Genomic DNA, 22,154 nt, shown 5'->3' on the forward strand with positions numbered 1-22,154 from the left:
TGACACGATACCGTTATTTTCGTTTTTATACAAGAGGCGAACAAGATCTAATTGGGGCTCTCGTGCTATATATATTTAAACAGATGTTTTAAACTGACGGTTCTATAGAGAACAATATTTCAACAAATAACCGGACTGCAAAGCATCAAATTCCAAGGAACAACTAAAGCATTCTGGCGTCAACTTTGCACATCTGATCACTAGTTTTGCTACAAAGTATTTCTCCATACCTTGCATCTCCAAAAACCCCAACTGGGCATCCCTGCTTACACCCACAAAGTGAGTCTCCACACCAAAGAACTCAAACATTTCATCGATATTTTTAAATTACTCTACTGATACAGATTCGTCGTCGAATGATCACAACCACCACGCTTCATCCGAGACCAGACAGGGCAGAATATTCCTCTCTCCGTAAAAGTGATACCAAAACCTCTACCACCTTGACCTTATAGAAAGCATCAACGATACATACAAATTTAGCCACTCCTTCCATATTGATGGCGCTCAAACAAGCAATTTCAATACATAACCTGGAAGTAGGTTCACCAGTAGATATCCTTCGGTCCGCCTAGCAGCCAAATCTATACCATTCATACAGTCGAAGAAAAGTACCAACCATTGAAAATTACAACCAACACAATGCACATGGACCAGCAAAGTTTGACAGCACAACAACTGCTAGCCACGTATCCGCAAATCTAAATACCCCATGTATCACCCCCTCATGCTTTGCCTTCCACCCATCGAATCCATTTTGACGACTCCGACGGCAGCATTTGATAAATTTGCTAGACCTTCAAAGCCAAACAATCAAGTAATGGCGGGGTTTCTGCGCCCCCTCACGCACCGTACTTGGACGTACTTGGAGTTCATTGGACCTGTTGATTTAGAGCGGCTTGACACTCATGGTAGGTTCTCCTGATTTCGATGAAAGATTTCAGGCTTTGTCGTGCCCAGTATTTGTTCCTAAGTGCGTCGTTGATTACTGGGTATCCGGTAACCCGCCAGTACGTTTACCAATGTTGCCTCACCAGTGAGCCTAATGCCAATTCATTTCGTGAGCGGTAACTTTCCACACTCACGTGTGCGGTTATTTCCGCTGTTCCCAAAGGATATAGCACAACCTTCAACGAGTTTGTTCCAGAAGCCGAGTCAAGAATTGTTTCATATCAACAAAGCTGGAAATAGCCTAACCAACCCGTCATATACCGGTTGATCCAACCAATTCTGACCTCTATCGATATAGTCCACTGACATACAGTTAATAAACGCAATTGAGCTTTCTCTCACTTGATCGGCCGTGGGGCTAACCGCAAGGCATAACCCTACGTTCTTTGGGTAATCAAACGCGTACCCTACCAACTCGGCCTTCCATGCATGGCGAGTTGAGGATTTCTCCTGGTTCACCGCGAGTTTCAACTTACCTTCGAAAACTTCGTACCCAAAAGCCCAGCTGGCGTACTAGGACCTGACAAATACCAGAATGCAATAACGTATCGGACAAACCGCGTCTGTTTAGCCCACATCCACTGTCAAAGGCACCCAACATAATATTGCTCTCAGTAACTGCCAGCACGTAACTACTCTCATTAGCTTTAACACGCTCTCATCCCTGCCCATTCGCGCCACCCGAACCTTCAACATACTGGTAATTGACCGTATCGAAATACTTCATCGACAAATCAACCTCAACAACCCATGCAAGCCCTGATTCACCTGAGTCCGTACGCTCTTGGCGCCTGTCATGAGCGCTTTTATTCGGACAAAACCTTAATACGCCACCAACACGAAACCGATATAGAAGATCAGGATCAATACTTCCGCAATCGCCTACTGGATCACCCGATCCAGCACACCCAGGCTAGATGTCACATACGGGTGCAATACCATCATCGTAGCAACCCTATTTCTACTTCCGCATCTGTTGTTATTGCAGGTTGATATTGGTTTTTGGAAGTTATTACCACTGCAATGGGTCGGCGGAATAGTCTTCGGAGCATTGAGGTATAAAACCGGTGGCATTACCGCACCAGTCTTAGCGCACAGTGCGGTAAACCTTGCACAAATCATGCTCATATAAAAAAGACGTGCAACCAGCAATACTGCCAGATGCACGTTTGCCCTATAGGCTCAAATAAAATGTCACTAGATCCTAGCGGCGGAGACCCAAACGGCCAATCAGATCACGGTAGCGATCAACATTGTTTTCAGCCAGGTACTTGAGCAGCCCCTTGCGGCGGCCAACCAGCAGCAACAGACCACGACGCGAATGGTGATCGTGCTTATGAGTCTTTAGGTGCTCGGTGAGCTGGCGGATACGGGTGGTCAGCAGCGCAATTTGCGCTTCTGGCGAACCTGTATCAGTTTCGTGAAGGCCATACTCTGCGAGAATGCTCTGCTTTTGTTCAGTGGTGAGTGCCACGGGGATTTCTCCTACTACATATTTCAGTCCACATAAACGTGCCGCATGTTTGTGCGGGGTGCAACTGCTGTGGACCGCAGTCGCTAAGCCTCGGCAACAGTAACATAGTGCCCAGGGATTTTTCAAAGTATGGAATGTGTAGGTTCCGCTGCGAGGATTTCACGGGCACGTTGAACATCTTTTGACATCGCTTCTAATAGCTCATCCACGCTATGAAACTTCACCATTCCGCGAATCCTTTCGACGAACTCAACCGCACAGAACCGGTCATAAAGATCAGCTTCTTGGTCGAGCACAAAGGCCTCCACACTGCGGCGCTCATCCCCAAATGTTGGATTGGTCCCTACGGATACTGCGGTCATATACCGCTGATGGGGGCGCATATCGCCGTCAACCGGGGCGTCGTCAAGAATGGTAAACCAACCGCAATACACACCATCGGCAGGCAGGGCAACACTGTCTGGGAAATATAGATTTGCGGTTGGATAGCCAAGTTCACGACCGCCACGCCCGGCACCCCGACAAATATGACCAGCCACCGAGTAATTTCGCCCTAAAGCCCAGTTCGCACGGCGAATATCGCCATCGTTGAGTAAGCCCCGAATCACCGTCGAGCTTAATGTAGTGCCGTCTTCAGCAACCAGCGGCAAAACCTCTACTGCTACCCCATATCGTTTCCCTAATTCGCGCAATGTTTCGGTATTACCAGATGCCCGATGCCCAAACGTGAAGTTATCGCCAACAACAACTGCTGCTGCATGAAGTTGGTTTTGCAGCACTCCTGTAAAGAACTCTTCTGGGGATTGGCTAGCAAGTTCAGGAGTAAATCGGATAGCGAGCATATGGTCAACACCAAGGTCTTCTGCAAGGTCAGCACGATCTGCTAGGTTCCCCAACATCGGTGGCATACGGTCTGGGCACAATACTGCCAGTGGGTGCGGGTCAAACGTCATAACCACACACGGTGCCCCTAGTGCATCCGCCATTGCGCGTGCTTGCGTAATAAGAGTTCGATGCCCGCGATGCACACCGTCGAACACACCTATGGTCACCACACTCCGGCCAAGGTCGGCCGGCACTTCTTCTAAACCGTGCCAGATATCCACTCACTAAACACTACGTCATAGACTTGTGCGCATGAACGACCCCCTCTCTTCTTCTGGCATTGTCATTGTGGATAAGCCCGCCGGCATGACATCCCACGATATTGTTGCTCGGCTGCGGCGGATATTTTCCACCCGTCGTGTGGGCCATGCGGGCACGCTCGATCCAATGGCTACCGGGGTATTAGTTGTGGGGATTGAACGGGGCACAAAGTTCCTCGCACATATGGTTGCTGAAACCAAAACCTACCGCGCAACAATTCGACTAGGTATGTCCACAAGTACCGATGATGCTGAAGGCGAAACGCTGACCCAAACTTCCGCGATTTCGCTTACCGACGCCGCGATCGACGCTGAAATACAAAAGCTCACCGGCAATATTATGCAACGCCCCAGCGCTGTAAGCGCCATTAAAATTGCTGGCAAACGCGCATATGAACGTGTTCGAGCCGGCGAAAAAGTGGATATTCCCGCACGCCCGGTAACAGTTCACCGATTCGATGTATTAGGCCGCAAACGTTCCGGGGACTTTTATGATCTAGATGTAGAAATCCACTGCTCATCTGGAACATACATTCGGTCATTGGCCCGAGATCTGGGTGCTGTATTAGGCGTTGGCGGTCACCTTATATCACTACGCCGTACTGCAGTAGGCCCATTCACCCTCGAACATGCGCAAAGCCTGGAAGCTTTACAGGATCATCCGAAAATGTCCTTAACACTCGATGCAGCATTACAAACCACCCATCCCGTACTACCTATTACCGAAGAAGAAGGTCGTAACCTTGCAATGGGTAAATGGCTTGAACCAAAGGGAATACGCGGCATCCATGCCGCTATAACCCCCGACGGCAAAGCAATCGCCCTAGTCAAAGAACAAGGAAAACGGCTTTCAACTGTCTTTGTGGCACGGCCCTCAACACTGTAAAGCCCCGTGCTGGATAGTACTATTGTGTGACTGCAGTAGCAGCGATAATATAGCCATCCTTGATTTCCCATTTGCCATTGATATACGGCACCGGGGCCGGGCGCACCAATAGGTAGGAAACAAACGTTCCATCGGTTCGAATATCAATTTCTGCTTGCTCAAAGCCTAGCCATCTATGTGTCAGCGGAAACCATGCCTTGTAGGTTGCTTCTTTGGCGCAAAATAAGAGCCGATCCGCACAATCAACACCTAAGCTTTCTAAGTGCAATGATTCCGCCGGGCGGGCAATGGAGCGTAGCAGCCCATCGGGCAATGGTTCTGCCGGCTCCACATCTAAACCCATTGAACGAACGAGTAATCGAGGCGCTGCAACGGCAGCTCGAAAACCAGCGGTATGGGTTAATGAACCACTCACAGAAGCCGGCCACAAAGGCATTCCGCGTTCCCCACGTAAAATAGGATCTCCGGTATCCCGATTGAGTTCTCGAAGTGCCTGGTGGGCACACCATCGGGCATCACCAAATTCGGCTTTTCGAATATCCACGGCATGTGCTACCAATGCTTTTTCCAATGGATGTAAGCCGTGATAATTATCTAAATTGACCTCATCAATCCCGCGCCGGATAACACTGAAACGGGCTGATTCTGGAAACAGGTCCGGACTACACATCATTGTCTCCTGCCTCCAAGATTTTGACTGGCCATTGGCGGTCTGCTGGGTACCTATGCCACTCCCGTGGATATCCGAGGCTAACCTCATGGTGTTTAATCCCCTCTACAACATAGGTCCCAGGCATATGGAGATGACCAAACACAACTGCCTTCGCTTCATACCGGCTTGCCCAACTTCGCGTATGACGCGTCCCACACCAAGGTGCAAGCTCTCGTACTGCCATCTTGTCAACGGGTTCCACCACCAATGGCCAATGATTAATCAATACTGTGGGCCCGGATACTTTACTTAATCGCTTGACGGAATACGCTAACCGATCCCAGCACCATGCCCGCACATCCACAAATGGTGCGATAGCGAACTCATCGGTCATCATTACTTGCCGATCATGAGCTGCCTGGACAGCTTGTTCAACCGTATATCCTGGCGCTCGGAACGAATAATCGTACAGGGTAAATAACGGTACAATCGTGCACCCAGCAAAGACCGGATAGGGATCTTCCGGAGTAAGCACATCGATACGACGACACCCTTCGACGAGTTCATCATATTTAGCTCGGCCTTGATGTCTGTCGCTGGAACGACTAAACAACTCATGATTTCCTGGCACCCAGATAACCCGTGCAAATTTTCGCCGAAGATTTTTTAGTACATGTAAAACTAGCTCGGTACGTTCGGCTACATCACCAGCAACAATCAGCCAATCCCCTGGTTGCTCCGGTTGGATACGATCGATGGCTTCAGCATTGGCTTTTACTGCCGCATGTAAATCCGCAACAGCCCAAAGTGTTTGCGTCACCTCGATCCCCTTTCCTGTGCAACCATCGAACCCATCCAAGCATCTCCACGACATCTCCATACAACAGCAATGCACCGCAAGATAAGAAATGCCGCAAGCCCACACCATACGCCGATGAGGCCGACGTCGAAAAGCAGTGCGAGCCAAACGCCCGGCAAAAAACCGAGCACCACCGCAATGATGGTCGCTTTGCGCAAGAATGCGGCGTCTGCAGCCCCGAGCAGTACTCCATCGAGAGCGAAGACGATGCCGCCAAGAACAATCATAAACACCATTAACCACCACGGTGCAGTTATTGCTTCGAGAACCTGCGGTGAATTAGTGAATACTTTCGGAATAATTTGGAATCCTGCGGCCATAACGCCTGCCAAACCGATCGCCAAGAATGTCGAATAACGTGTAATTTGCAGAGTAAGTTGACGCACCTGCGCACGGGCCTGGACCGCCCCCAAAGCGGCACCAATTAATGTTTGTGCCGCAATTGCCAACGAATCAAGTACCAGAGTCAAAAAGTTCCACAATTGCAGCAGCACCTGATGCGCAGCCAACGAAGCCGCCCCAAACCGCGCCGCAACAGCAGCCGCCGATAAAAATGCAATCTGGAATGAAAGCGAACGCAGAATTAAATCTCGTCCGAGCACTAGCTGCTGCGAAATTATTTTCCATTCTGGCCGCCACCTGCCGCGATGCACACGCACAAGAGCAATTAGAAATAAGCTCGCCGTAATACATTCTCCGAACAAATTAGCCCACGCCGAACCGACCAACCCCATTCGCGCCACAGCCAGCGGTAGCACCAATGCGCTCGGGATCACACCGGCCAATGTAAACCACAATGGAAGTCGCGTATTTTGTATGCCACGCAGCCAACCATTGCCAGCCATAATTAACAGTACGAGCGGAATTCCGAACACTGCGACTTGCAACCACTCCGTTGCAGCTTCGGCGACCGCACTGTTACCAGTGAGCCAGAGAGTGAATTGCGGAGCACCGATACTCACAATCACAGTAAGCAGGCAGCCAACAATCAACGCCACCCACGTAGCCTGCACTCCTTCCGTGACCGCAGCCGGCACATCATTTGCCCCGAATGCTCGTGCGGATCGTGCAGTTGTGCCATACGAAAGAAAAGTTAATTGTGTAGTGAGCACGCCCTGAATAGTAGCGCCCGCCCCCAACGCCGCAAGCTCATGTGCACCAAGGCGACCGACCACCGCAGTATCCAGCAATACATACAACGGCATTGCTGCCAGCACTCCCAGCGCTGGCAGTGCAAGCCCTAAAATTGTTCGAAAATTCACTACACTAAACAGTTTCCAAAAAATCGATTAATTGAGTGAATACCTCATCGGGTGTGCCGTATGCCGTGTACCCCGCCGCACGGATATGACCGCCACCACCCAGACCAGTAGCGATCTCCGCAACATTTACATGCATAGAGCGCAATGAAACCGCCCACACGTTTGGAGCGTATTCTTTCAGCACAACGCCCACATCCACCCCATCGAGTGCACGCACAAATTCCACTAACGACTCCACAGAGTTCGTTGAATACCCGTGGATTGTCTCGTAATTCGCCCACAACACACCTAGCGAATAACGCGCCTGCTCCACTCTAAATTTCGAAAGTACCGTACCGAGCAACTGTAAATCCGCCACACGTTGCACATCAAGCAACGGCATTCCCACTTTGCGATTATCGACGCCGCACCGCATCAACTGCGCCGCAAGTTCATGCATCTCTGGGCGCCCCCACCGAAAACTTCCTGTATCCGTAGCGAGCCCCGCATACAACGCGTGTGCGATTTCGGGGGTCAGTTCAACACCGAGATACGAAAACCATTCCGTCAAGATCGTGGTCGTGGATTCGGCAGCTGAATCAATTAAATTGACATGACCAAACCCAGGATTTGAAGCGTGATGATCAACCACCACAACCGCATCATGCTTCTCGACGCCGTGAGCACAAGCACCAGCGCGATCAACCGTGGCACAATCAACGAGTACCACGGCATCGACAACTGGCAATTCGGAAACTAAAAGAATATCCGCAGCACCCGGAATACTTAAAAGGTTTTCCGAAAGCGGGGACTGGTCCCCGATACAGCCAAAAGCACGCTTACCTAAGGACCGAAACGCCGCCACAGCGGCGCAAACACTACCAATCGCGTCAGCGTCAGGCCGGATATGGCCAATGACCACAATATCCTCAGCCTGTTCGATAATTTTCGTTGCTGCAGCCCACTGCATGCTTAAACTAATCCTCCGCTTGATTGTGCTTGTATGGATCGGCATCACCGGCGGGCTTCGCATGCTCCGCAAGTTTACGGAGCTCCTCATCTCGTGTCCGGGCCCTTGCCAGTAATGCTTCCATATGTGCAGATGCCTCTGGAACAGTATCAAGCTCGAAACTTAACGTCGGGGTAAAACGAACTTCTAGTTGATCGCCTACAATTTTTCGAAGTTGCCCCTTAGCACGCTCCAATGCCTCAGCAGCTTGCTCGAGATTTGGCTCCGCATCTATAGTAACGCCGCGAACCGTGTAATACACCGTTGCATCATGCAGGTCCCCCGTCACCTTGCAATCCGTAATTGTCACAAGTTCTAAACGACGGTCCTTCACTTCAAGCTCGATCGCATTCGCAACAATAGTAAGAATGCGCTTCGCCATACGAGCAGCGCGTGCATGGTCAACCATGACGGACCTCCGGAAATAGAAACTCAACGTAATATACCCGAACATCTTACATACTGGTAGTTTTCACTTGGCCCCACAACCAAACAAACAAATCTGAAACTGCTATTGTCTCGGTTACGCCCGGACGCGCAATTACAGTACTCAGCATTCCACTGCAATTACTTTTATAGTTAAAAATACGCAATGATTGGCAATATTCCAGTGGTTACACCCATTCTATGAAACTCCCATCCGCTATGCCTCCGCCTGTTTGCTAGCCTGTTTAGCACTTGCCCCACCAACCATAAAGGAGATTAATTCAATAGCTTCTCCCATCGGCTCGAAACCCAAAACCTCTACTAGAACCGACAAGACCCGAAGATAAATTAAAGCGCACTCAAAAACAAGCATTAGGTAAAACGGCCCAACTTTTCCCACCTAGCACTTTCAGATCCGATCTAGAAATTCAAAGCATTCATACACAAAAGCCAAATAATTAATTTTCCATATTATGCTTCAACGCTAGTTTTTGAGCAATGAGTACCAATAATCCATGATCTGCAATTAATAAGCTGGGAGATTCTTCTACTGGAATAAAACGGAAGTTCGCAATCATAGCAGCATTGCCCTGATTGGCAGTATCAACATTGGTCCAAGCGAGTTTCCAATGAAGATCTGATTTAATCCAAAAAAAGTTACGTAGATGAGTTTCATCTTTAAATTTACCCATGTCATATAAATACTGCCCTAAATACATCATTGGTGCATTAAGTATCAGTCCAGACTCTTCGTAGAGTTCACGGCGCGCGCACTCCTCTAGTTTTTCGCCAGGTTCGCGCGTGCCTGCTGGAACCTGCAAACCAGCGTTTGGAAAATGCTTTTGAGTAAAACTAAGGACATGTGTCAGTGAACGATCAAAGACATAAATAAAAACTTTTTCATAATCGTAATTTGTCATTTTTCTATCTCTCACTTTTCAATACATTAAAATCCGTCAACGGAACACTTCTAAAATTCCAACAAATCAGCCTTCATCAACAATCGCTCCCCAAATCGTCCACGCAAAATTCAATGATGTAGCCATCACAATTTTATGGCAGTTATACCACTAACTGCTCTAGTTGGAACCTTTTTTACCACCTCCATAAAGCCCGAATCGACCCCCAAGGCAATAATATTTAAATAGTAAGACTATATTTTATTCGTTTCTTTACTTCAATTTGTTTTAAATTACTATGACCTACTCAAATCGGCTTTTATCCAAAAATGCCGAAGATGACAAAGGATTTTGCAGGTTTTGCATTGCGAGTCTGCGACAAAACAACACAACAAAATCTTGTACCATTCACACTACTACTCACAAACGTTCAATTAATAAGTTCATTATTCTTGCCAATGAGTTCGAAGCCACTGCTTATACGCATCGTTGCCTTCGAAAGTATTGGGGCTTACTCACAGTTTGCCGTACACCCCAATCTACTGTAGTACCCCACTTCTACAGCGCATCATTGCCCAAACGTTTAGTGTCTCCCTGCCCCCTCAACGATCGAGAAATTTACTCCTACACACCAACTGCCGATTACCCTCAAATCAGCAATTTACACAATACGGCGCCAGACAGTTCATTATTCTTCTACAAAAACCTGAATAGTTTTCTTCCTAGATCACTGAGTCAACACTAGGAAATGTCCGACCCGAGAGATTATCAATCTTGCCAGTAATATAGTCTCGTGCGCTATACGTATCAATACCCACTGAAATATTGGACTGCCAACAGCTTGGGGTAACACTGGGTCAGCATCTTCTACAGTGACTCTTTGCCCAGATCCTTCATGTTCCCCCGAACCACTTTGCCGCGCGTCATTAATACAATGCTCGACTTGTTTGACCGCTTTTTACCGAACGCACCTATGTCCCGTCACTATCGCTACATCACCATTGGCGTACTTGGATACACGTTGATGCTGCAAAGCGGTTCTGGAAATACCAGTAAAACCGATGTCAGCAACCTATCACAACAAGCTTGTTGCTGACGTGTTCCACTCCACTCGTAATTACGCGATAACCAACTTGAATCACACAGAAACTGGTTTCACTAGCGCACAAAAAGAACGTCTTCATCTTCTGACGAAATGTGGGTACCAAAAGGTTTTTGAGAAAGCCGTTGGGGGCATGCTTTTCTAAACCCCTAGTGCAAATTACCGTGTCCTTCTGGTTCGTTTCGCAGGCCTGCCGAGTATCTTATCTCTTCTATAAACCCGACTTACTTCAATTTGGTGCGAAAGTTTCGATGGAATCCAACTTCGAACCAGACTAGATAATAGTTGACGATACAAGGTCAACAAGACGAACACTTGTTCCTGGTGGGCGAGAGCAATGTATTAGTTTGTTGTCCTAAACGCCAGTTCAAAACATCCTGCGCAATAGGAATCACCAAAAGTTGTAGTATCGCGAACATATGGCTCAAACCGTACAACTCCGCCCACCCGAGCACTATCCCCTAGTACAAAACAATGAAAACACAAGTGTAAACCCACAGCTCAATACGTCAAGAGCTAGGTTAATCACAAGACCAAGACATCAGTTGGGGCAGCTGATTGGGTTTCCCTGCTAACCATCAAAGAATCCTCAAACAGCCTCGACAGATCTACAATCCTTGCAATACCTCTAACACATAAACCTATTCATCATCACGGTCTTCAGATCCATGCTTATAAGGATCTGCCTCACCCGCAGGGGTTGCGTTTGCAGCCAGTTTCCGTAGTTCTTCATCACGCGCCCGCGCCTTAGCCAGAAGGGCTTCCATATGCGCTGAGGCTTCCGGAACTGTATCAACTTCAAATGTCAGGGTTGGGGTAAACCGCACACCTAATTGATCTCCTACGATTTTGCGGAGTTGCCCCTTGGCGCGTTTTAGCGCTTCAGCGGCAGCATCCATATCTGGCTCCGCATCAACGGTGACCCCACGAACGGTATAGAACACCGTGGCGTCGTGAAGATCGCCGGTGACTTTGCAATCCGTAATGGTCACATATTCTAAGCGGCGGTCCTTTACCTCCAGTTCGATCGCATTGGCAACGATCGTTAAAATGCGCTTTGCCATTCGCGCTGCACGTGCATGATCAACCATGACGAACCCTCCAGCTTAGAAAACTTTCTCAATGTACCCGACCATCTTACATCCTGGTAGTTTATCCACGCCGAGCGTCTGCCACCGCCCGGGTAACCATCCAACTCAATGCCAATGATGTGCCCGCTCCCACCAAAAAACCACTGGCCACATCCGTAAACCAATGCACACCCAAATACAACCGTGATGCCGCAATTGCAGCCACAAATGCCGCACCCAATATCCATGTAATAAGCCGAATCCTACGGCTACGCACAATTGCCCCAATAATTAAAATTATTGAAACCCCAAATGCGGCCGCTGCCGTTGTATGACCTGAAGGAAAACTAAAATCATGTTCAGTGGTTAATTGCGTAATCAGAGGTGGGCGTTCTCGCCGTACAAAGTACTTTAAAGAGTGAGTAATTGCCGACGCCCCCGCCACACACGCCACCACATACCCTCCAAGCCAACGGCTCTGGGTAGCCCACCACACAAAAGCACCTAGAAACACTGCCAATAATGTTGCGTACAGCGGGTTTAATAATAGAGTGATTCCCCGCATTACCACCGTTGTCACCGGATCGCGGGATTCAATAAATTCTTCTAAAACTCGATTATCCCCATGCACCACTAATTCCCAGTGCACCAGCATTCCCACGCTGGCAGCCACCAATACCGCAAGTATCCCCACAATTGCGCGAGTTCGATCCGAAAACCTTTCAGTAATCATTTATCCAGGCTACGGCATCGTCCCGCAGATGACGTTAACCAGCTTCTAAAAATACTCAAAACCCCCATCACCTTCTTTCGGAAAAGGAAATGGGGGTTTCAAACTAGGGTATGTTAGCTACGCGGCACTTCAACCAGTTCATAGACTTCGATAATGTCATCGACCTGGATATCTGGGTAGGAAAGCACCATACCGCATTCATAACCAGCGGCTACCTCGGTAACATCGTCCTTTTCACGGCGCAACGAATCAATATTCGCTTTTTCTGCAACCACATTGCCGTCACGTACCAAACGTACTGTGGCATTACGGCGCACCTTACCGGATTCGACCATGCAACCTGCGATAAGACCAACAGCAGAAGCTTTAAAGATCGCACGGATTTCAGCACGACCAACTTCACGCTCTTCGTAGATAGGCTTAAGCATACCGCGAAGTGCAGATTCGATATCTTCAATAGCACGGTAAATCACCGAGTAGTAGCGAATCTCCACGCCTTCCGCATTGGCTTCTTCTGTTGCTTTTCCTTCAGAACGAACATTGAAACCAATAATGACGGCGTCAGAAGCAGCAGCCAAGGAAACGTTGGTTTGGGTTACCGCACCAACACCACGGTCAATAATATTGAGCGCTACTTCATCATCGATTTGGATCTTGAGCAGTGCTTCTTCCAGCGCTTCGACGGAACCAGCATTATCACCCTTCAGAATAAGGTTCAAGGTGCTGGTTTCCTTAAGCACTGCATCCAGGTCTTCGAGAGATACACGCTTACGGTTCTTTGCGGCCATAGCATTACGCTTACGGGCATTGCGCTTATCCGCAATTTGGCGTGCAACACGGTCATCTTCAACAACCAGAAGGTTATCGCCAGCGCCTGGGACACTGCTTAAGCCCTGTACCTGCACTGGGCGCGATGGACCGGCTTCTTCTACGTCATTGCCGTATTCATCGACCATGCGGCGTACACGACCATGCGCATCACCAGCAACAATCGAGTCACCCACACGCAAAGTACCGCGCTGAACGATTACCGTAGCAACCGGACCGCGACCACGGTCAAGATGAGCTTCAATTGCTACACCTTGGGCGTCCATGTCTGGGTTCGCAAGCAGCTCCAGTGAAGCATCTGCGGTGAGCAGGACGGCTTCGAGAAGCTTTTCAATATTAAGCCCTTGCTTTGCCGAAATATCTACGAACATAGTGTCGCCACCATATTCTTCTGGCACAAGACCATACTCAGTGAGTTGGCCACGAATCTTGTCTGGTTGCGCGCCTTCTTTGTCAATCTTGTTTACGGCTACCACGATTGGAACTTCAGCAGCTTTCGCGTGGTTGATGGCTTCAACCGTCTGCGGCATAACCCCATCATCGGCGGCGACCACAAGGATCGCAATATCGGTAGATTTCGCACCACGGGCACGCATCGCGGTAAACGCCTCATGGCCTGGGGTATCAAGGAAGGTTACTAGGCGCCGTTCGCCATCGATATGTACCGGTACCTGATACGCACCAATACCCTGCGTAATGCCGCCGGCCTCGCCCGAACCAACATTGGTTTTACGGATCGTATCCAGCAAACGGGTCTTACCATGATCGACGTGACCCATCACAGTAACAACTGGCGGACGCTTTTCTAGTGCATCTTCATCGCCTTCATCTTCACCGAATTGGAGGTCGAAGCTTTCCAGGAGTTCACGGTCTTCGTCTTCTGGGGAAACAACCTCAACTTGGTAGTTCATTTCATCACCGAGCAGCATCAATGTTTCATCAGAAACGGATGCGGTCGCGGTAACCATTTCACCAAGGTTAAACAGCGCCTGTACCAGTGCAGCTGCTTCGGCGCCGATCTTATCGGCGAAATCGGACAAGGATGCGCCACGAGCCAAACGCAGAGTTGCACCGCCGCCATCGGGAAGACGCACGCCACCAATAACGTTTGGTGCCTGCATTGCCTCGTACTCATTGCGCTTTTGCCGCTTCGACTTACGGCCCTTGCGTGGAGCACCACCTGGACGCCCAAAGGCACCTGCGGTTCCACCACGACGCCCGCCACGGCCACCGCCGCCACCAGCACCACCGGGTCCATTAGGTCCGCCACCGCGACCAAAGCTCGCGCCACCGCCGCCGCCACGGCCACGGCCACCACCAGAGCCTTGAGCTTTAGCTGGCATTTGGCCAGGGTTTGGGTGGTTCGGCATCATTGCTGGGGTTGGACGACGTCCGCCGCCACCAGCACTAGGCTTCGATCCGCCTTGTTGACGAGAACCGCCACCAGTACGCTGACCGCCCCCCTGTGGGCGTGATCCTCCGCCTGGGCGAGGACCACCGCCTGGGCGAGGCCCTCCCCCTGGACGAGGTGCTGGCGCAGCAGACGAAGACGTTGAAAATGGGTTGTTTGCCACACGTGGCACACGACCACCTGGCTTTGGACCTGGCTTGGCCATTGGGCGTGGCATTCCAGCAGGCTTCGGGCCATCGCTAGCACCTGGTTTTGGTGCGCCTGGCTTCGGGGCACCTGGTTTTGGAGCTGCGGGCTTTGGTGCGCCCGGCTTTGCAGCACCTGGTTTTGGTGCACTTGGTTTTGGAGCTGCGGGTTTTGGTGCGCCTGGCTTCGGGGCACCTGGTTTTGGCGCAGCAGCGCCTGGCTTCGGGACAGCAGGCTTTACAGCACTAGGCTTTGGAGCTGCGGGTTTTGGTGCGCCTGGCTTCGGGGCACCTGGTTTTGGCGCAGCTGATTTTGTAGTGTTTGGCTTCGGCGCCGCAGGCTTCGCAGCTGCTTTCGCTTCTCCTGGTTTCGGAGCGGCTGGCTTCGGCGCAGCTTTCGCTTTTGGTTTTTCTTCAGTTTGGTCGCCACCTTGTTTGGCAGCGTAATGTTGCTCCATCTTCTTTACCACTGGGGGCTCAATAGTAGAGGAAGCAGTTTTTACGAACTCGCCTTGCTCTTTCAGCGTAGCGAGAAGCTCTTTGCTGGTTACACCGAGCTTCTTTGCAAGCTCATGTACACGTAGCTTTCCGGGCACTTTACTCCTTGGGGGTTTTCCGTAGAAGTGAAGGCCCTTCATCTTCTACGGGTTTGCTTTGACGTTCATCGCTGATGCTTCATCGTAGGCTCATCAGTGTTCGGTCTTTCTTGGTTGTTGTTCGGTGTGACCCGCTAAAAAATCACGAACGGGTCCGACATCCACGGGTGTGGTTGCCCTTAACGCACGACCAAAAGCACGGCGGCTTTCAGCCAAGTCCAAAGCTTGAAGAGTTGGTGTGATCCACGCACCTCTCCCCGGTAGGCAGCGCCTAGGATCCGGGATCACCAAGGCAGGAATATGAGGGTCTAGCACCACTCGCAACATGTCAATATCTGGCATGCGTTTTCGAGTAGCAATACAAGTACGGATACGTATAGGCCGACCAGAAGTTATATGTTGTTCTGGACTACATGCCATACCGCTTTTACGACTCCTCCGTAACCATTGCTGAACTTACCCAAGCTTGGGCCTTATAAGAGCATACGTCAAATTCTCTCGAACGGCTAATAGGAACCTATTCAGCATCCGAGTGAATATCAATTTTCCAACCCGTTAGCCGCGCCGCTAGACGTGCATTCTGACCCTCTTTTCCAATGGCCAGAGACAATTGGTAGTCCGGAACAGTCACCTTGGCAATCTGTTGTTCAAGATCTACAACTTCTACTCGCACAACCTTAGAGGGAGCCAAGGAATTACCCACATATGTGGCTGGATCATCGGAGTAATCAATAATGTCAATTTTTTCCCCATGAAGTTCACGCATCACATTGGATACTCGCTGCCCGCGGGGACCAATGCAGGCACCTTTGGCATTTAGACCTTTTACGGTTCCACGAACCGCAATCTTTGAACGGTGCCCCGCTTCGCGGGCAATGCTCATTATTTCCACAGAGCCATCTGCAACTTCTGGAACTTCAAGCTGAAAAAGCTTGCGCACTAGTTCAGGGTGTGTGCGTGAGAGATTGATTTGCACATTTCGGGGACCTCGGTTGACACCAATGACATAGCTTTTTACGCGGTCACCGTGGCGAAACTTTTCCCCCGGGATTTGTTCAGCTGGCAAAAGGATACCATCTTGACCTTCGAGTTCAGTACCAAGCTGCACAATAACAATGCCGCGTTCTTTTGCTCGGGCATCTGCTTGCACGACACCAGAAACCACTTCACCTTCATATCCCACATATGAATCAAAGGCTTTAGTGGCTTCTGCTTCCCGAAGCCGCTTTACAATAGCCTCACGTACGGCTACGGCTCCGATACGACCAAAGCTTTCAGGAGTGTCATCAAACTCTGACGAAATATTTCCTTCATCATCGATTTCCGTCACAATGACGTTCACGGCACCGGTTTCAGCGTCGATATTGACCCGCGCGCGGGTATGTTGGTCGCTTCCACGATGTGAGTGGTAAGCGTGAAGCAATGCGCTGGCAATCGTTGTAAGTAGATCCTGGACACTGATGCCCTTGTCCTTTTCTATTGCCCGGAGTGCATTGACATCAATGTTCACTTGTGTTCCTCTCGCCATGCAAGGCTATCGTCGTATGTGGATTCAGCAAGCTGGCGTTCAGCCGCTGGTATTTCTGCGAACTCTACTTCTACCACTGCTTTCGGATAAGCAGCTAATTCAACCGCTTGGATGTCCAGCTTCTTTCCATTTCGGGTGATAAGTATCACGTGGTCACCGTTTGTGTTAAGAGCGCCGATACGCCCGCGAATCGTGGCTCCCGCGGCGTCGGTAAGCGCCACTAGCCTACCCACATTACGCCGCCAATGGCGCGGCAAAGTTAGCGGATGATCAACCCCAGGGGTGGAAACTTCCAGGGTATAGCCCGCCCCAAACGAAACCTGCCCGGCTTCCTCCGCGGTGTCAAGAACCAAACTAATCTCGTTCGATAACGCCTCTAGGGTGTCTAAATCTGGGTGTGTATCCGAATCCACCGCAATAGCCACCACGGATTTCGAACCAGCCCGATTTACACGAATCCGCTCCACATCCATGCCATGCGACACCACAACCGGTTCAATAAGGACTTTTAACGTTTCAGGGGTAGGAAAAGCCATAGCGAAAAGCTTAGCGCGAGGTAGACTCTGGCGATGTGAAACGTCGCGTTTTTATTATGCTTGCCGCATCCATACTTTCCGCGTGCTCATTCGGCGCCAATATCACCGCCGACGAAGCGCTGAGTCGCGTCTATGAAACAACCGCAAAAGACGCACAACAAACCACACATCAAACAATCGCCGATGTACGCGCACGCCATCAAACCGAACTCGAAACCGAAATCTATCGGCTCTGCGGCACGCTTGAAGACGGCTCCACCCCACCCAAATGCAAACTACCGGAGGTGGCCCAAGGTGATGACACTCGCGAATCCGCGGAGATACTTCACGACGCCGCCGCCACAATCGAAGCCGAAATACACAACGCTCCCAAAGAATCAATGATTATTTTGGCTCGCCAATACGCCGAACTTGCCACCGTGGGACTGAAAAGCGAAGAACTGCCAAAAGAAACTCAAATACAAACCCCCCACGATATTGAACGCCTTCGCGCAGCAATCGACCATGAATACGGCAACGCTTATGCTCTAGAAGTAGCTTCTGCAAAAGAAAACGGTGGGACTGAAGCACAACTCGACGAAGCCGCCGAAAAGCACCGCAAAACTGCTCAGCAGCTCAGCAAGTATTTAAGCGAAAAAGCCCCAGCACCGGCACCTGGCTATGTTATTGAAGATCCAGTAGATAACCCGAATGCATTCTCTGCAAAACTCGAACAGGAAAGCGTTTCATTTTGGCTTTCGGAAGCCGTTGCGGCAGAAACTCCGGAATGGCGAACCCTGTGTTTACGGGCTAGTGCACAGGCAGCACTACAGGCATTAATTTTTGATCCCAATACCGAATATTTGCATACCACCACCTCATAGCATTTAATCCTAAAGACCTCAAGTGATATAGCATGCAGCCACCGCCCGGATTGCAATGGCGTTCATACCATTGGGTCGGCTGCAATCTCGAGCGGTGGCAAACCCCTGGGCGTCGATACGCAAAGACCTCGACGAACCTATAATCCTGAAACTTTTATGCTACTTATGGTCGCTGCCAGGTCGGCTTGTGGTCATATGCATAGTGGTAATATTCCGCGAACTGTAATTTGCTTGCAGCTGCCTCATCAATCAATACCGTGGCATGGGGATGCAATTGCAATACCGACGCCGGACAAAAGGCTGCCACTGGGCCTTCCACAGTTGCGGCAATAGCCTCTGCTTTCCCCTCACCGGTTGCCAATAACAGCAAATGCCGTGCTTCAGTAATTGTGCCAAGCCCCTGAGTCAATACGTGAATTGGCACATCTGCAGCAGACGGAAAGAACCGTGCATTGTCTTTAATAGTCTGAGGGTGCAGTGTTTTCATACGTGTCCGCGAAACCAATGAAGAGCCCGGCTCATTAAAGCCAATATGACCATCAGTGCCAATACCCAATAATTGGATATCCACCCCACCGGCCTCAGCAATGGCCTTATCGTAGGCTTTTCCGGCCTCGGTTGGGTTTTCCGCAAGACCGTCCGGGCTAAGCACTACGGAATCATCGATATCAATATGGTCGGTGAATTCATTACGGATCGTGCGATAGTAGCTTTGCTCGTGGTCGCGTGGTAATCCAATGTATTCATCAAGCAGGAATGCGCGGGCATGGGCAAAGCTCAACCCCTCCTCTTTATGCCGACGAATAAGTTCTTGGTACATTGCCAGCGGCGTTGATCCGGTCGCTAACCCAAGCACCACGTTTTCTTGTTTGATGTAATCTGCAAAAATATCTGCAGCAACCTGTGCCACAGCAGCGGCATCTTGTTTAATAATGACCTCCATAATGGAAGGTCTCCTTTCGGGTTTTACGTAATGGCTGGGTCGGCGGGTGTCTCAACCCCACAATGCAGGACTTTAACAGGCCGGAGATCGTTATTGGTGAAAATAACATCAGCGCGGTTACCAATTGCAAGAGCCCCACGATCTGAATAGTTCAATAGTTTTGCACCTGTGGTTGCGGCCATTACAACAGCTTCCTCGATACTCCGTCCACGTTGCACATGCCGACGCACTTGATCGCTAAGCCTCGAAGTTCCGCCAGCAATAGCTCCAACGGTCCCATCGGACGTAGTCAACCGAGCAATTCCCTGCGACACCGTAACCGCCAAATCACCTAATACATATGCACCATCTGACATACCGGCGGCGGCCATACTGTCTGTAACAAATACCGCTTGTTCACAGCCGACTGTATCCCAAATCAAATCAACGGTGCGGTCATGTAAATGGACACCATCAGCCACTAGCTCGACAATCATTCGGCGGGTCGCTGCAGCATCGATCATTGCAGCAGCGGCTCCAGGCGCCCGATGGTGAATCTGCGGCATAGCATTAAATAGGTGCGTTGCTGTTGCCGTAACCCCCATGCGTTCAGCGTGAGCCAAAACACGTATGGTGGTATCAAAATCAGCGTCAGTGTGCCCTAAAGAAGCAACAATTCCGTGTTCTGCACACACATCGATAAGTTCCAGGGCATGATCTGTTTCCGGGGCAAATGTTACGGTTTTGAGCCAGCCACGTCCAGCACGCGCAACCCGGGCAAGCAACATTGGGTCACCTGGAATAATCGCCGCTGGGTCCTGTGCACCACAACGAAGAGTATTTACAAACGGGCCCTCCATATGGACCCCATCAATTTCGCCTTGATCAGCCAAATCCGCCAGTAGTGCGGTTTGGTTTGCCAAGTGGTCGCCAGAAGCAGACACCAATGAAGCCAACAGTGTTGTGGATCCATGCGCCCTATGATGGCGGGCTGCTTTGCGGCAACCTTCAAGATCAGAGGTAGGAAATCCCTCCCCAGCACCGCCATGATTATGCACATCGACAAAACCAGGGAGAATCCATGCCGAAGTTGTTTCCAATGCATCGGTTGGTTGGGCGGGCCGGAGCTCGGTAATGCGGTCAGCCTCAATGGAGATAATCCCATCTTCTAGGATTCCTTGAGGGGTGACAATCTGACCACGGTAGGTGGTCATTTTCCGGCCTCTTCAACTTTGCGCGCGAACTGGGCGGTCACAAAAGACACATCGGTAATTGCGGTGCCAATGATTACGGCATCCGCCCCACGTGCAAGACCTTCCGCAGCGAGTTCCGGGGTATGGTAACGCCCTTCCGCAGTAAGGAAAACATCTGGACCAAGAGCCTTTCGAATTTCGGACACTAGTTCCAAATCCGGTCCAGGTGTTTTTTCTCGATGCTCGGTATAGCCAGCCAGAGTGGTGGAAATAATATCGGCACCATCACGATGTGCTGCAATTGCCTCCTCCACGGTGGCAATATCCGCCATAATCAATGCACCTTCACCGTGCACTGCCTCGACTTTTTCCGCAAAGGTCGAGCCATCTGCGCAGGGCCTAAAAGTAGCATCCACAGCTACAACGGCTGCACCGGCTTGTGCAACCTTCCGTGCCGAGGCGACTGTCGGCGTAATATACACACCGGTTGAACCTTCTTTTGTTAGGCCAATCACCGGTACGGATACTTTCTCTACTACAGCGCGAATATCTTCTAAGCCGCCATAACCGCCACAACGAATCGCTGTAGCACCCCCAGCAACAGCGGCAGCCGCAAGATGAGCAATGGTTGTGGTGTCGCGTAGTGGGTGACCGTCAGGAGCTTGTGCCGACACAATCAATGTGCCTGTTACTTGTTCCCGAAATGAATTAAGATCCATGGTCTTCCTTTAAATTTTTCATTGCAAAATATGCTGCACCAACCAGTGGGGCATTAGTGCCGAGCTCTGCCGGATTTACCGGAATTTCGGCTAAAGCTGGTAAAAGATTCTGGCGAAGGGCCTGAGTAAGCGGATTGGTGATTTCTGGGCCAATGGTCCCAACACCGCCGCCAATTACAACCGCCTCCACATCGAGCGCATTAATAAAGCCTGCCAGCCCCTGCCCCACACATGCCATGCCCTGGCTAATAACCTGACGCGCAAGCACATCGCCTGTATGATACCGCTTCATAATTTCCCGCAGATCAATATTCGCATCCGCATCCCGGCTTTGTTGTTGATACGTACGTGCCAGTGAAGGTCCGGCGCCAATGTTTTCGATCGTATCGCAGCCACCAGCTGGCGTCGGGGCATAAATATAAGCCACTTCCCCACGGCTATTATGCGGCGAAGGACGCAATACACCATCCGAAATAATGGCACCACCAATGCCTGTACCAATCGAAATAAATAAGACTTCCTGATACTTTCGACCCGCCCCATACACTGCCTCACCCAAGCCCATAATTCGCACATCATTATGCATAGCAACCGGTAAGCCAGTTTCTTGAGCGACCGCCTCTGCAACGGCCACCCCAGCCCAATGCGGCATAGTTGGCCCAGCCGAAACAATAGTTCCGGTGTTTGGATTAACGACGCCCGGAGCGCCAATGCCTATTGCAACCGCTTGATACCCTTTGGTGGTTGCGGCCGCAATCGTTTCGGCAACCGCCGCGAGCACCTCCGCTAATACAACATTGCCGCCCTCCTGGGCACGAGTAGGGCGAGACTCACGTCCTAGAACCTCGGTCGGATAAGTAGGATCAATAAACCCAGTTGCGATCTTTGTGCCGCCGATATCAACAGCGATAACGCAGGTGCTCATT

At 50.4% G+C, this 22,154-nt stretch carries 22 protein-coding genes; 3 read left to right on the top strand and 19 right to left on the bottom strand.

What is annotated here, in order from left to right; genetic code table 11:
• Positions 1-1,172: 1,172 nt before the first annotated feature.
• A complete protein-coding gene (locus tag CFREI_RS13375) occupies positions 1,173-1,277 on the bottom strand; it encodes a group II intron maturase-specific domain-containing protein (protein WP_156907710.1) in 105 nt (34 codons plus the stop codon).
• Positions 1,278-1,933: 656 nt separating this feature from the next.
• On the opposite strand from CFREI_RS13375, the gene CFREI_RS13380 reads away from it, so the two are divergent.
• Positions 1,934-2,083, top strand: a complete 150-nt coding sequence (locus tag CFREI_RS13380) for a CPBP family glutamic-type intramembrane protease (protein WP_435383909.1) — start codon at positions 1,934-1,936, stop codon at positions 2,081-2,083.
• A gap of 72 nt (positions 2,084-2,155) precedes the next feature.
• Here CFREI_RS13380 and rpsO read toward each other — a convergent pair whose 3' ends face one another.
• Both rpsO and CFREI_RS08125 read right to left on the bottom strand, forming a co-directional pair.
• The gene (gene rpsO, locus CFREI_RS08120) at positions 2,156-2,425 is read right to left on the bottom strand and encodes a 30S ribosomal protein S15 (protein WP_027012091.1); all 270 of its coding nucleotides are present in this window, start codon (positions 2,423-2,425) and stop codon (positions 2,156-2,158) included.
• Between the two features lie 122 nt (positions 2,426-2,547).
• Positions 2,548-3,531, bottom strand: coding sequence for a bifunctional riboflavin kinase/FAD synthetase (locus tag CFREI_RS08125; RefSeq protein ID WP_027012090.1), 984 nt, complete (start codon positions 3,529-3,531; stop codon positions 2,548-2,550).
• A 31-nt stretch (positions 3,532-3,562) separates the two neighbouring features.
• On the opposite strand from CFREI_RS08125, the gene truB reads away from it, so the two are divergent.
• The gene (gene truB, locus CFREI_RS08130) at positions 3,563-4,456 is read left to right on the top strand and encodes a tRNA pseudouridine(55) synthase TruB (RefSeq protein ID WP_027012089.1); all 894 of its coding nucleotides are present in this window, start codon (positions 3,563-3,565) and stop codon (positions 4,454-4,456) included.
• Between the two features lie 19 nt (positions 4,457-4,475).
• Here truB and CFREI_RS08135 read toward each other — a convergent pair whose 3' ends face one another.
• From CFREI_RS08135 to rimP, 12 genes are all read right to left on the bottom strand, one after another.
• Positions 4,476-5,126, bottom strand: coding sequence for a 4'-phosphopantetheinyl transferase family protein (locus tag CFREI_RS08135; RefSeq protein ID WP_027012088.1), 651 nt, complete (start codon positions 5,124-5,126; stop codon positions 4,476-4,478).
• Positions 5,119-5,928: a metallophosphoesterase family protein gene (locus CFREI_RS08140; RefSeq protein WP_027012087.1), complete on the bottom strand. Its 810-nt coding sequence runs from the start codon at positions 5,926-5,928 to the stop codon at positions 5,119-5,121. The genes CFREI_RS08135 and CFREI_RS08140 overlap by 8 nt, the downstream gene beginning before the upstream one ends.
• Positions 5,925-7,229, bottom strand: a complete 1,305-nt coding sequence (locus CFREI_RS08145) for an MATE family efflux transporter (protein ID WP_276201883.1) — start codon at positions 7,227-7,229, stop codon at positions 5,925-5,927. The genes CFREI_RS08140 and CFREI_RS08145 overlap by 4 nt, the downstream gene beginning before the upstream one ends.
• A 4-nt stretch (positions 7,230-7,233) precedes the next feature.
• Positions 7,234-8,178: a DHH family phosphoesterase gene (locus CFREI_RS08150; protein WP_156907709.1), complete on the bottom strand. Its 945-nt coding sequence runs from the start codon at positions 8,176-8,178 to the stop codon at positions 7,234-7,236.
• A gap of 7 nt (positions 8,179-8,185) precedes the next feature.
• Positions 8,186-8,626: a 30S ribosome-binding factor RbfA gene (rbfA, locus tag CFREI_RS08155; RefSeq protein ID WP_027012085.1), complete on the bottom strand. Its 441-nt coding sequence runs from the start codon at positions 8,624-8,626 to the stop codon at positions 8,186-8,188.
• 475 nt (positions 8,627-9,101) lie between these two features.
• Positions 9,102-9,578: an NUDIX domain-containing protein gene (locus CFREI_RS08160; RefSeq protein WP_290246064.1), complete on the bottom strand. Its 477-nt coding sequence runs from the start codon at positions 9,576-9,578 to the stop codon at positions 9,102-9,104.
• 1,707 nt (positions 9,579-11,285) lie between these two features.
• Positions 11,286-11,735 carry a 30S ribosome-binding factor RbfA gene (gene rbfA, locus CFREI_RS08165; RefSeq protein WP_027012082.1) on the bottom strand — a complete coding sequence of 150 codons (450 nt, stop codon included), beginning with the start codon at positions 11,733-11,735 and terminating at the stop codon, positions 11,286-11,288.
• Between the two features lie 61 nt (positions 11,736-11,796).
• On the bottom strand, positions 11,797-12,447 hold the full coding sequence (locus CFREI_RS08170) for a phosphatase PAP2 family protein (protein ID WP_051255826.1): 651 nt from the start codon (positions 12,445-12,447) through the stop codon (positions 11,797-11,799).
• A gap of 113 nt (positions 12,448-12,560) precedes the next feature.
• Complete coding sequence (gene infB, locus CFREI_RS08175) at positions 12,561-15,467, bottom strand: translation initiation factor IF-2 (RefSeq protein ID WP_027012081.1); 2,907 nt, start codon at positions 15,465-15,467, stop codon at positions 12,561-12,563.
• Positions 15,468-15,560: 93 nt separating this feature from the next.
• Complete coding sequence (locus CFREI_RS08180) at positions 15,561-15,887, bottom strand: YlxR family protein (RefSeq protein WP_084170658.1); 327 nt, start codon at positions 15,885-15,887, stop codon at positions 15,561-15,563.
• A 97-nt stretch (positions 15,888-15,984) separates the two neighbouring features.
• A complete protein-coding gene (gene nusA / locus CFREI_RS08185) occupies positions 15,985-16,977 on the bottom strand; it encodes a transcription termination factor NusA (protein ID WP_027012079.1) in 993 nt (330 codons plus the stop codon).
• Complete coding sequence (gene rimP, locus CFREI_RS08190) at positions 16,974-17,531, bottom strand: ribosome maturation factor RimP (protein WP_027012078.1); 558 nt, start codon at positions 17,529-17,531, stop codon at positions 16,974-16,976. Before rimP ends, nusA begins: the two co-directional genes overlap by 4 nt.
• 35 nt (positions 17,532-17,566) lie before the next feature.
• Here rimP and CFREI_RS08195 point away from each other — a divergent pair, with 35 nt between their 5' ends.
• Complete coding sequence (locus tag CFREI_RS08195; RefSeq protein WP_027012077.1) at positions 17,567-18,394, top strand: DUF4439 domain-containing protein; 828 nt, start codon at positions 17,567-17,569, stop codon at positions 18,392-18,394.
• Between the two features lie 163 nt (positions 18,395-18,557).
• Here the strand turns inward: CFREI_RS08195 and nagB are convergent, their stop codons facing one another.
• The 4 genes from nagB to CFREI_RS08215 are packed head-to-tail and all read right to left on the bottom strand — an operon-like array spanning position 18,558 to position 22,153.
• The gene (gene nagB / locus CFREI_RS08200; RefSeq protein ID WP_027012076.1) at positions 18,558-19,337 is read right to left on the bottom strand and encodes a glucosamine-6-phosphate deaminase; all 780 of its coding nucleotides are present in this window, start codon (positions 19,335-19,337) and stop codon (positions 18,558-18,560) included.
• A gap of 23 nt (positions 19,338-19,360) precedes the next feature.
• Entirely contained in the window at positions 19,361-20,530 is a 1,170-nt protein-coding gene (locus tag CFREI_RS08205) for an N-acetylglucosamine-6-phosphate deacetylase (protein ID WP_027012075.1), read from the bottom strand.
• The gene (locus CFREI_RS08210) at positions 20,527-21,228 is read right to left on the bottom strand and encodes a putative N-acetylmannosamine-6-phosphate 2-epimerase (protein WP_027012074.1); all 702 of its coding nucleotides are present in this window, start codon (positions 21,226-21,228) and stop codon (positions 20,527-20,529) included. Before CFREI_RS08210 ends, CFREI_RS08205 begins: the two co-directional genes overlap by 4 nt.
• Positions 21,218-22,153 carry an ROK family protein gene (locus CFREI_RS08215; protein WP_051255825.1) on the bottom strand — a complete coding sequence of 312 codons (936 nt, stop codon included), beginning with the start codon at positions 22,151-22,153 and terminating at the stop codon, positions 21,218-21,220. The genes CFREI_RS08210 and CFREI_RS08215 overlap by 11 nt, the downstream gene beginning before the upstream one ends.
• Position 22,154: the final 1 nt, after the last annotated feature.

The sequence above is a fragment of the Corynebacterium freiburgense genome (assembly GCF_030408815.1).
Classification (GTDB): Bacteria; Actinomycetota; Actinomycetes; order Mycobacteriales; family Mycobacteriaceae; genus Corynebacterium; species Corynebacterium freiburgense.